Annotated in this window: 9 protein-coding genes; 5 read left to right on the top strand and 4 right to left on the bottom strand. The window is 61.8% G+C overall.

What is annotated here, in order from left to right; genetic code table 11:
- Positions 1-26: 26 nt before the first annotated feature.
- The 4 genes from HF027_RS09595 to HF027_RS09580 form a co-directional block, all read right to left on the bottom strand.
- Positions 27-1,211 (bottom strand): metal ABC transporter solute-binding protein, Zn/Mn family, encoded by a 1,185-nt coding sequence (locus HF027_RS09595; protein WP_168015139.1) that lies wholly within the window; start codon positions 1,209-1,211, stop codon positions 27-29.
- Between the two features lie 77 nt (positions 1,212-1,288).
- On the bottom strand, positions 1,289-2,179 hold the full coding sequence (locus tag HF027_RS09590) for a metal ABC transporter permease (RefSeq protein WP_168015137.1): 891 nt from the start codon (positions 2,177-2,179) through the stop codon (positions 1,289-1,291).
- Positions 2,160-2,900 carry a metal ABC transporter ATP-binding protein gene (locus HF027_RS09585; RefSeq protein ID WP_168015114.1) on the bottom strand — a complete coding sequence of 247 codons (741 nt, stop codon included), beginning with the start codon at positions 2,898-2,900 and terminating at the stop codon, positions 2,160-2,162. The genes HF027_RS09590 and HF027_RS09585 overlap by 20 nt, the downstream gene beginning before the upstream one ends.
- Entirely contained in the window at positions 2,900-3,046 is a 147-nt protein-coding gene (locus HF027_RS09580) for a hypothetical protein (protein ID WP_168015112.1), read from the bottom strand. Before HF027_RS09580 ends, HF027_RS09585 begins: the two co-directional genes overlap by 1 nt.
- Positions 3,047-3,217: 171 nt before the next feature.
- Here HF027_RS09580 and cas1f point away from each other — a divergent pair, with 171 nt between their 5' ends.
- The 5 genes from cas1f to csy3 all read left to right on the top strand — a co-directional run bounded on the left by cas1f (position 3,218) and on the right by csy3 (position 11,497).
- Positions 3,218-4,198, top strand: a complete 981-nt coding sequence (gene cas1f, locus HF027_RS09575) for a type I-F CRISPR-associated endonuclease Cas1f (RefSeq protein WP_168015110.1) — start codon at positions 3,218-3,220, stop codon at positions 4,196-4,198.
- Positions 4,195-7,596 (top strand): type I-F CRISPR-associated helicase Cas3f, encoded by a 3,402-nt coding sequence (cas3f, locus tag HF027_RS09570; protein ID WP_168015108.1) that lies wholly within the window; start codon positions 4,195-4,197, stop codon positions 7,594-7,596. Before cas1f ends, cas3f begins: the two co-directional genes overlap by 4 nt.
- A gap of 501 nt (positions 7,597-8,097) precedes the next feature.
- Positions 8,098-9,453: a type I-F CRISPR-associated protein Csy1 gene (gene csy1 / locus HF027_RS09565; RefSeq protein WP_168015106.1), complete on the top strand. Its 1,356-nt coding sequence runs from the start codon at positions 8,098-8,100 to the stop codon at positions 9,451-9,453.
- Positions 9,450-10,436, top strand: coding sequence for a type I-F CRISPR-associated protein Csy2 (gene csy2 / locus HF027_RS09560; RefSeq protein WP_168015104.1), 987 nt, complete (start codon positions 9,450-9,452; stop codon positions 10,434-10,436). The genes csy1 and csy2 overlap by 4 nt, the downstream gene beginning before the upstream one ends.
- 23 nt (positions 10,437-10,459) lie before the next feature.
- Positions 10,460-11,497: a type I-F CRISPR-associated protein Csy3 gene (gene csy3, locus HF027_RS09555; protein WP_168015102.1), complete on the top strand. Its 1,038-nt coding sequence runs from the start codon at positions 10,460-10,462 to the stop codon at positions 11,495-11,497.
- Positions 11,498-11,500 lie beyond the last annotated feature (3 nt).

Below are 11,500 nucleotides of genomic sequence, written 5' to 3'. Positions count from 1 at the left end.
CGCCCGATGCCACTTCTTTTCAACGCTCAGTGAGCGTGGTCGTCGTGGCCGTGACTATTGGCGTGGCTGTTAGCGTGACTATCCGCATGAGCGTCTGCATGAGCGCCTTCGTGCTCATGGCCGTGATCGTGGCCGTGATTCTCCTCGTGCCCGTGGCCTGCTTCGTGGTCATTGTCATGGCCCTTGTCATGAGCATGGCCATGCGTCTGGGCGTCGCCATGGCCTGCAACCCCCAGGGCGTCATGCAGCACCTGGGCGTTGTGGCGCATCATGCCCAGGTAGGTCGAGGCGTCACCTTCGGCAGCCAGCGAGCCGGAATACAGAGTGCCGGCGATCGGCAGGCCGGTTTCCTCGGCGATCTGCTCGAGGGTCGCGGTGCTGGTCATGCTCTCGTTGAACAAGGCGCTGACGCCCTCGTCACGAATGATGTCGATCAGCCGTGCCAGATCGGATGCCGAAGGTTCGGCCTCGGTGGAAAGGCCGGTCGGCGACAGGAAGCTGATGCCGTAGGCGTTGGAGAAGTAGTCGAAGGCATCATGGCCGGTGATCACTTTGCTGTCTGCGGGCACGTCGGCGAGCAGCGCATGAAGCTCCTCGTCCAGCGAGGTAATGGCCTCGCTGTAGCGCTGCGCATTGGCCCGGTAGGCATCGGCATGCGCCGGGTCGGCGGCGATCAGGCCGTCGCGGATGTTGGCGACATAGGTGGTGGCGTTGGCCAGGTCCTGCCAGGCGTGGGGATCCAGATTGCCGTGATCATGTCCAGCATGATCATCTTCATGGGCTTCATGGGCATGCTCGTCGTGGTTGTGCGCCTCATGATCATCGCCGCCGTGATCGGCATGGTCTTGGCCCCTGAAGGCCATCGGTGTCATGCCGTCCGTCGCGACTACCAGGGCGCCATCATAATCGCTGGAGGCGATCAGGCGTTCGATCCAGCCCTCATATTTCAGGCCGTTGAAGACCACCAGGTCGGCCTTGGCGACCGCGCGAGCCTCGGTGGGGCTTGGCGAGAAGATGTGCGGGTCGCTGTCGGGGCCGACCAGGGACGTGACAGTGACGTGTTCACCGCCGACCTGCTCGACCATGTCGGCGAGCACGCTGAAGCTCGCCACCACCTCGATGGGGTCATCGGCGTACAGCGGGGTGGCGCTCAAGGTGGCCGTCAGGCCGACGGTGGCCAGAGAGAGCCCGAGGGCAGGGAAATGGCGCATGTGATGACTCCCGATGATGAGGAAAGAGGGGGGTGGCCGGCCTTGTTGCTGGTCTTGTTAAAGCCGTCCCGTGATGATCAGTCGGCGTCGCGGGCCACCAGCGGTGCATCGCGGCGGCGAAGCTTGTCCAGCAGGCTGTTATGGCGCCCAAGCAGCGCCGAGAGCACATAGCAGGTGCCGGCGAGCAGGATGATGCTCGGCCCCGAGGGCAGCTCGAGATGATAGGAGAGCAACAGCCCGCCGCTGGTGGAGAGCATGGCGATCAGGATGCCCAGGCCGATCAGCCCCTCGAGGCGCTTCGACCAGAAACGGGCGGTGGTCGCGGGCAGCATCATCAGGCCGACCGCCATCAGGGTGCCCAGCGTCTGGAAACCGGCGGTCAGGTTGAGCACGACGAGCCCCAGGAAGATGCCATGCACCAGGCCGCCGGCCATGCCCTGTCCGCGCAAAAACAGCGGATCAAGACACTCGACGACCAGGGCGCGGAACACGATCGCCAGCACCACCACAATCAGGGTGCTGATGGCGGCGATCAGCACCAGGGCGGTGGAATCCACGGCGAGGATCGAGCCGAACAGCACATGGGTCAGGTCCACACTGCTGCCGCCAAGTGATACCAGCATGACCCCGCCGGCGAGCGATATCAGGAAGAAGCTGGCCATCGCCGAGTCCTCCCGATGGCCGCTCATGTGCGAGACACTGCCGGCGAGCCCCGCCACCAGCAGGCCCGAGAGAATGCCGCCCAGGCTCATCGCCGGCAGCGAGAAGCCCGCCATCAGAAAGCCAAGCGCCACCCCCGGCAGGATGGCATGCGCCATGGCATCGCCGATCAGGCTCATGCCGCGCAGCATCAAAAAGACCCCGAGCGCCGGCGCGGCAAGCGACAGCGCCAGCCCGGCGACCAGCGCCCGCTGCATGAAGCCGTAGTCGAAGGGCGCAATGAAGAGGCTATTCAGCAGATCGAGCATGGGGGGTGTCCGTGGCGTGTGTCGGCTTCAGTTGTGGCATCGATTGCAGGCTGCGCTGGCGGTGGTCGATGACCGCCTGGGTCGTGCTCCATTGGGCATGGCCGTCGGCCAGCCACAGGACTTCATCGGCCAGCCGGGTCAGCTGGTCCAGGTCATGAAGCACGACCAGAATGGTGGTGCCCTGACGCGCCATTTCCCTCAGCACCCCGGTCAGTACCTCGATGGTTTCGATATCGACATTGGCGAAGGGCTCATCGAGCAGCAAAAGCTCGGCTTCCTGCATCAGGGTCCGGCCGAACAGCGCGCGCTGGCGCTGGCCGCCGGAAAGCTCGCCCAGTGGGCGGTGTGCCAGATGAGAAATGCCGAGCCGCGCCATCACCTCCCGAGCCTTGAGATAGTGAGGGCCGCAGTAATCCTTGAGCGCCCCGTGGCTTGGCCAGGTGCCGGTCATGACCAGCTCTTCCACGCTCATCGGAAAGGACAGGTCCAGCGCCAGCTGCTGAGGCAGCCAGGCGCGGCGCTCTCTAGGCACGCTGCAGTCGATGCGCCCACGCGATGGCTTGAGCAGGCCCATGATGCCCTGCACCAGGGTGCTCTTGCCGGCGCCATTGGGGCCGATCAGCGCGGTGATGGCGCCATCCGTGAACTGCCCTTCGATATGTTCAAGCACGGTGCGCCCGCCCTGGGCGAGGCTTAGGTCCCGCAGTGCCAGGCGCGCCATCAGGACCACCACCCCGCCGCCCAGGACACCGCGAGCCACAGTGCGGCAAGCGGAGCGGCGGCCAGCAACAGGCGACGTGCCGATGACAGCGACATCAGCGAGAAATGACAGGGGCCTTCCGGCCGGTGATGGTGGCGGTGTGCCATGGTACAACCTCTTGAAATCAGGTCGAAAGTTATAACATAACAAAGCCCGCCGAGGCCAGAGGCAGTCGCCTTAGCAGCAAGCGTCGTTGAAGAGAGTGGAGTAGCGAATCAGGTAACTGAGTGTTTAGATGAATGCCCCTACCGACGGATATAGGCAGGCAGGTACTCGTCATGGATGACTTTTCCTCGAGCGACTTGAAGACGATTCTTCATTCCAAGCGCGCGAACCTCTATTACCTTCAGCATTGTCGTGTCCTGGTGAATGGCGGCCGCGTGGAATACGTCACCGATGAGGGCAAACGCTCGCGGTACTGGAATATTCCTATTGCCAATACCACCTCACTGCTACTCGGAACCGGCACGTCGATTACGCAAGCCGCCATGCGCGAGCTGGCCAAGGCCGGCGTGCTGGTGGGGTTTTGCGGTGGCGGCGGGACACCGCTGTTTGCGGCCAACGAAGTCGATGTGGATGTCGCCTGGCTGACACCGCAGAGTGAGTACCGGCCCACCGAGTATCTCCAGTACTGGGTGACATTCTGGTTCGACGATGACAAACGCCTGGAAGCGGCACGATGCTTTCAGCGTGCCCGGCTCGCGCAAGTCGAGCGTCTCTGGCTGGAGCCGCGTTTCCAGCGCGATAGCGGCTTCACGCCCAGCAAGACCGAGCTGAGCGCGTTGATTTCCCGCAGTCGAGACGCGATTGGTGTTGCTGCCGACACGACGGCGCTGCTGACCGAAGAAGCCCGGCTCACCAAGCAGCTATTTCGGCTGGCAAGTCATGCCACCGAATATGGCGAGTTTACTCGCAGCAAGCGCGGGCAGGGCGCAGACCCGGCCAACCGTTTCCTCGATCATGGTAATTATCTGGCCTATGGGTTAGGCGCCACTGCGACCTGGGTGCTGGGCATTCCGCATGGTCTGGCGGTGCTGCACGGCAAGACCCGGCGCGGCGGGCTTGTCTTCGATGTTGCCGACCTGATCAAGGATGCCGTGATCTTGCCGCAGGCATTTATTTCCGCCAGCCGAGGTGACGAAGAACAAGAGTTTCGCCAAGCCTGTATTGATCGACTCACCCAGGTCGAAGCGCTCGATGTCATGATCGATACCCTGAAAGCGACAGCCGAGCGTCTGGGCAACGAGGCACCAGAATGAATGTGCTTCTGGTCTCGCAGTGTCGCAAGAACGCGTTGAAACAAACGCGGCGCATTCTCGATCAGTTTGCTGAGCGGCGCGGCGAGCGCACCTGGCAAACCCCCATCACCAAGGCTGGGCTCGACACGCTACGCAAACTGCTGCGCGCCTCCGCTCGCAAGAATACCGCCGTCGCCTGCCATTGGATCCGTGGTCATGACCACAGCGAGCTCTTGTGGATCGTGGGCGATGCCTCGCAGTTCAACGCTCGCGGTGCCGCGCCGACCAATACTACGCGGCGTAATATCTTGCGTACGGAAGACGAGAACGATTGGCATAGTGGTGAGGATATCCGCTTGCTGGCGATGATGGCAGGACTGCTTCATGACCTTGGCAAAGCGAGCCAGGCCTTCCAGTGGCGTTTGGCTGGCCGTTTGCGCGAACGTAATCGGTATCGCCATGAGTGGGTGTCGCTAAGACTCTTCCAGGCCTTCGTTGGTAATGACGATGACGAAGGTTGGCTGAAGCGGCTGCAAGCGCAGGAATACGACGACTCAACTTGGACTCGACCTGCCGAATACCAGCGCGACGGCTTGGATGCCAGCGATCCATACCCTTTTCGCAAGCTGCCACCGCTGGCCAGGGCTCTTGGCTGGTTGGTTTTGACCCACCATCGCCTGCCGGTCGCCCCTGCCTTTCAAGAAGACCGTCAGCTTTGGCTGGGCGCCCGTGCACGCTCGTTCAATCCTGATTGGCTGTTAGCGCCGCTCGATCCGGTGGCTCATGATTGGAACGAGATTTTCACGCCCGGTAACGATAAGGATATTGCCCCTTATTGGCAGGTGGCAGGCGCACTGCCAGCCTCCGGGGAAGTCTGGCGTACGAAAGCAGCGCGCTTGGCGCGTCGGCTTTTCGAGCTCAGACAACAACGAGGCGACGACTGGCTGGAGCGCCCCTTCGTCATGCATCTGGCACGCCTGAGCCTGATGCTGGCCGACCATAACTATTCGAGCCTTTCCCTGGATGAGAATGACGCCCCGGTGGACGCGCGTCGGAAATTTCTCCATCCGCACGCGAGGTTGATAGCCAACACGACACGTAACCGCAGTGGGCAATCCGTCGACAATCAGACCCTCGATGAGCACCTGCTGGGGGTCGCCCATCATGCGGGGCAGATTGCCCATGCACTCCCCTCGCTGGAGCGCGAGCTGCCACGGCTCGCACGACATCGGGGGCTGCGTAAGCGTAGCGGAGCCGGAAAATTCAGTTGGCAGGACAAGGCATTCGATACCGCCCTGGGGATACGCGATAGCGCCCGGGAGAACGGGGCCTTTATCGTTAATATGGCCTCGACAGGGTGCGGCAAGACACTGGCTAACGCACGCCTGCTCTACGCGCTCTCCGACCCCGAACGGGGCATGCGAGCTACTTTTGCTCTCGGCCTGCGGGCACTGACCCATCAGACCGGTCGCAGTTATCGTGCAGACTTGAAGCTGAGTAAGGATGAACTGGCGGTCCGGGTAGGTGGTGGCGCCAGCCGAGCCCTATTCGCCTATCATGAACGGCAGGCCGCCGAGCGAGGGTCGGCATCGACACAGGCACTCATTGAAGAAGACGACTACGTGCTCTTCGAAGGGGCTACCGAGCAGGGATCGCTGCTTTCCTGGGTAGGCCATGATCAGAAGGCGCGCAGTCTATTGATGGCACCCATGCTCGTCTGCACGGTGGACCATCTCGTGCCGGCGACCGAATCGCTGCGCGGAGGGCGCCAGATCGCCCCCATGCTTCGGCTGATGAGTGCCGATCTAGTCCTGGACGAGCTGGACGATTACGACCTTGCCGATCTGCCGGCGCTCGCCCGCTTGATGCAATGGGCCGGCATGCTGGGCACGCGCGTCGTACTCTCTTCAGCCACGTTGCCTCCGGCGCTGGTCGAGGGGATGTTTCTCGCCTATCAGGCGGGGCGGTGTGAGTATCGGCGCCATCGAGGCGCTGGAGGCGGCTCGACGATCGAGCAAGCGGATATCCCGTGCATCTGGACCGATGAATTCGGTACCCGACACGAAACCTGCTGGAGTCGTACCGGATTTACCGAAGCCCATGCGTGCTTCATACAGAGACGTGTCACAAGGCTGGGACAGGCCGACCCGCTGCGTCGAGCAGCACTCTGGCCGCTGACCATCGCCGATAACCAGAATCGCGAGACCATCCGCAGCGAGTTCGCTGATCATGTATTGCAAGCCGCACGGCAGTTGCACGCAGATCATGCGCAAGTCGATCCCACGAGCGACAAAAAGATCAGCTTTGGTCTGGTGCGCATGGCCAATATCGACCCGCTGTTCGATGTCGCCAAGGCACTCTTCGAGCAAGGTGCTCCCGAGAACACTCGCATCCATCTTTGCGTCTACCATGCTCGCTTTCCGCTGATACAGCGCTCCGCCATCGAACGGCAGTTGGATACGGCTCTCAACAGGCGAGACGAAAACGCCGTCTTTCAGTTGCCAGCGATTCGCGAGGCGCTCGACGCCAACCACGAACCCAATCATCTCTTCGTCGTTATCGCCTCGCCGGTATGCGAAGTAGGCAGGGACTGGGATGCCGACTGGGCCATCGCCGAACCCTCCTCGATGCGCTCACTGATCCAGCTTGCCGGACGTGTCCAGCGACATCGCCAGCGCCTGAACGACAAGCCCAACATCCTCATATTCGATACCAACCTGCGGCATTTTTCTCGAGACAAAGGGCCGGATGGCAAGCCAGGCGCCATCTTCGTGCGTCCTGGTTTCGAGAAGGCACGCGCCCCAGCTCGTCACCCCTTCCGACTAGTCGCTCACCGACTGAGCAAACTAATGGAAGAGAGCGAGTACCGGACCCTGACTGCGCTTCCCCGAATAGCTCCGCGCCCCAAAACGCATTGGCAACCCAAGATACGGCTGACGGATCTGGAACAGGCGCGCATGGCGAATACCATGTTGCCGCTACCAGCGGAAGACGCCGAGGGACTGAATGCCGCCAGCGGCTGGCAACACCCCCGGGCCATGCTGACGGGGGTGCTGGCGCAGCAGCAGCCATTCCGCGAGAGCACCATTCCAAGCACTAAGCTGGTGTTGCTGCCGCAGGACGAGGAGGCGCCGGAGACACTGCTGTTGCATCGCATCGAGAGCGATCCGGAGCAACGTGGAGAACAGTTATATGTGCTGGTGGAGCAGAACCAACGTCATGACGTCGCGCTGCATTCGGGGCCGCGCATCGCGCCCTGGGGTAACTTCGATCTGCCCGATCTGCTGCAGGAGCAGGCCGAAGACCAATCGTTGACGCCCATGGAGGCCGCACGACGCTTTAGCCAGTTGGAGGCGCCGGAGCATTCGCGCGGTTGGCGCTATCACCCTTGGCTGGGCTTCTCGATATGGCGACCGTGACGTCACAATTTCTGACACAGGTCAACAGGGTGCCTCTATGGCTGAGGCGTCGGCGCACGCCAGGAACGGTACGGCATAATAGCCTGAAAGAAACGAGGCTGCCCCTGAAGGGGCAGGTGGCCAGGGGCCAAGCTGCCTGTGCGGCAGCGAACGAGTAGACAAAAGTGCTCGGGCAATTTTCTGAGCTGCCTTTACGGCAGATTAAATAGCTCGCGCAATGGAAGAGAAAATCGCTCGCGCAATGGCGTTGATTTTTTCTCAGCGATGCCCAATACTGCGATTGCCCGGGCGCGGTGCAACGCGCCCGGGCATATGCAACCGCCGGTTGGCCCCGGCTCCTCCGAAAACGCAACCAGAGGAGTAAGAAGACGTGAAATACCGTCGCAGAAGAACCTGATCCATCGGAATTGCCCTTTCGACAGCAACCACGCCCCACAGCGGCAGTTTGCCGTGGGATTGTATAACCCGGGGCCCATCAGGGTCCAACGGTTTGGAATGCCCATGAACGAAACCACCGAAAACGATGGCGCCTCGCGCATCGAACGTTTTCGTCTCGCCATTGAGACGTTCATCGACGAACGCCGCGAGGCCAAGCTCAAAGGTCGGGAAGACGATGCAGCGGCCGCTGCAAAGTACGAGTACGACACCTGGCTTGCGGATGCTGCGCGCCGCGTCGGTCAGATTCAGGCCGTCACCCATGTGCTCAAGGCCAGCCATCCGGATGCACGTGGCACCAGCATCTACGTTCCTCCGCCGGCCCTACCACAGCATGATGAAATCGGTAGCCACTCGCTGGTAAATGGTTTCGCCGAAGACGTTGTCGGCAATGCCGCTGCACTCGATGTTTTCAAGTTCCTGAAGGTCGAAGTCGAAGGCCGCTCCTTGCTCGAATGGGTCAAGGCCAGGGACGCCGACCTGCTGCAGGCACTGCATGCCGATGAAGCCATTGCCCACTCGCGGGTGGACGCCTTCGGCAGTCTCGTTCGCAGCGGCACCTTCTCCTCCCATGCGCTGGCGAAGCAGGTGTACTGGCTGACACAGGGTAACGCCGCCACCGACGATAACTTTCACCTGCTGCAGCCGCTGTTCTCCAGCGCCCTGGCCCATCGCGTGCATGCCGATATTCAGAGCGCACGCTTTGGCGAAGAGAGTCGTGATGTGCGTGCTGCCGTCCGCGCAAAGCAAGCCGATACACGCGTCTATCGCGACTACCGCAACCTCGCCGTACGCAAGATGGGGGGCACCAAGCCCCAGAACATCTCGCAGCTGAATAGCGAGCGTGGTGGCGCCAACTATCTGCTGCCATCGCTACCGCCCAACTGGTCGCAACAACGCTCGCCTAACCTGCTCGGGCTGGAATCCTCGACCGAACGCTTCACCTTTTTTGCCGGTGTCAGGCCGCTCGTCCAACAGCTTGCTCGGCTGATTCTATCCAAGCGCAGCAAGACAATGGAAACCCGCCAGGAGCGCGAGGTGCTCGAGCAGCGGTTGGGCGCTAAATTGCCCTTTTTTGCCGCTGCGATACACAGCCAGTTACCCCCGGGATGGACTCGCGATGATCGCTGTGAGTTACCGTTCTGCGAGTGCCTGTGGCTGGATCCGGAGCGTCTTGCACTCGCACCTCGTCAACCCGGCGAAGGAGGGGAAGACGACCAGGCCTTCGCAGAGGCCTACCACTGGGGCGACTGGCCCGGTCAGGTCGCGGGCATTTTTGCTAGTTGGCTCAACGACCAATTGCGTCGGGCAGGTGCCACCGCGGTAGGCGATAGCGAATATCGCCACTGGGTCCGGCAGGCGATCGTCGACGCCGCCTGGCCCGTGCCCATGCAGCGGCGAGCCTCGGAGGAGCGCTCATGAATACCTCCCCCACTTTCAGCCATTTGCTCGCACTGCCGCGTATCAACGTGCAGAACGCCAACGCCATTTCCAGTCCGCTGACGCACGGGTTTCCCGCGATCACGGCTTTCATGGGGATGATGTGGGCACTGGAGCGCAAGACGCGTGCCGCCGGTCTCGATATCGCCTTCAAGGGCATCGGTGTGGTGTGTCATCACCATCAGGAGCAGGCTACCCAAGCCAGCTTTATCAAGACCTTTCATCTGACGCGCAATCCGGTAGGCAAGGATGGCGGCACCGCTGCCATCGTCGAAGAAGGGCGTATTCATCTGGAAGTCAGCCTGATCCTGGCGCTCGAAAGCGAGCGCTGGAAACGAGACGAGCAGGCGAAGCGTCAGGATACCGCCGCGTTACAGGAGATGGTCGGTGGCATGCGCATTGCGGGCGGTTCCGTGATGCCGCCGCCGCAACCCGGGCTGTATCGCCATCAGCCGCAGGTCATTGACCTCACGGGGAACGAGGAAGATCGACTCGATGCTTTCCGGAAACTGCGTCTGCGCTTGCTACCCGGGTTCGCATTGGTTTCGCGCGACGATCTGCTTGACGAGCGGCTGGCCGAATTGCGAGAGGAAGCGCCAGGCACGACACGGCTTGATGCCTGGCTTTCGCTTTCCCGCATCAACTGGCGCTATGACAACCAAGAGCACTCCTGGCAGCACGATCGCCATGCGCTTGGCTGGATCGTTCCTGTCCCGGTGGGCTATGGCGCGCTAAGTGAGTTGCAGCCAGCCGGCAGCGTGGCCAATGCACGCGACGGCACCACACCCTTTCAATTCGTCGAAAGCCTCTTTTCGGTCGGGGAGTGGGTCAGTCCCCATCGCCTCGAACAAGCTGAACAGTTGATCTGGTATCCGCAAACAGGCTCGGAGTCGCAGCAATACCGCTGTTGCAACGACTACCGCCCTGTCAGTGACGCCTTCGAACCTCTTTACGACTTCAGTTGAGCCCCATTTCCGGAGAAACCATCATGGCCAAGAACGACGCTCTGAAAACCGCTTCCGTCCTCGCCTTCGAGCGCAAGCTCGACCCTTCCGATGCACTGTTCAGTGCCGGCAACTGGCAGGATCGCCATCAGTTCACCGCATGGCCCCGAATCCCTGTCACGGAAAAGTCCGTGCGCGGCACCATCTCCAACCGTCTGAAGACCAAGGATCAGGATCCGGCCAAACTCGATGCCGCCATCGAAAACCCCAACCTGCAGACTGTAGATGTCGCCGCCCTGCCCCACGACGCCGATACCTTGGCGGTTCATTTCACGCTGCGCGTGCTGGCCGGCGCCGGTACACCTTCGGCCTGCAATAGTGCCGACTATCAAGCCAAGCTGAAGCAGGCCGTCGAGGGCTATGCCAGCGAGCACGGTTTTCATGAACTGGCCCATCGCTACGCCTATAACCTCGCCAACGGGCGGTTCCTTTGGCGCAATCGCCTCAAGGCCGAAGCGCTCGAAGTGACGGTGCGTCAGACCCGGGCCGGGGAGGCCGAACAAGAGTGGACTTTCGACAATGCCCTGGAGCGCTCGACCCGTGACTTCACCGGCGACGAGCAGACCCGCACGTTGGGGGAAGTGATCGCCAAAGCGCTGGCCGGCGAGCAGTACCTGCTGCTGGATGTGGTCGCCTTTGCGCGTATCGGCGCCGGCCAGGAGGTCTTTCCTTCGCAGGAACTGATCCTCGACCGCGCTCGCGGTGAAAAGAGCAAGACGCTCTACAGCATCGGTGACGACAAGAGTGCTGCCATTCACTCGCAGAAGATCGGCAACGCCCTGCGCACCATCGACACCTGGTACCCGACACCAGAGAACGGTAGCGACCTGGGGCCGATCGCGGTCGAGCCCTACGGCTCGGTGACTACCCAGGGGACGGCTTACCGCCAGCCGAAACAGAAAGTGGACTTCTATAACCTGCTCGATAACTGGCTGCTCAAGGACCAGGTGCCGCCGACCGAGCAGCAGCACTTCGTGATGGCAACCCTGATTCGTGGCGGTGTCTTCGGCGACGCGGGGTAAACC

Origin of the sequence: Halomonas salinarum, from assembly GCF_012062845.1 — a bacterium.
GTDB lineage: Bacteria > Pseudomonadota > Gammaproteobacteria > Pseudomonadales > Halomonadaceae > Onishia > Onishia salinarum.
Note: the sequence above shows the minus strand (reverse complement) of the source record. Positions and strands in the feature narration are given on the sequence as shown.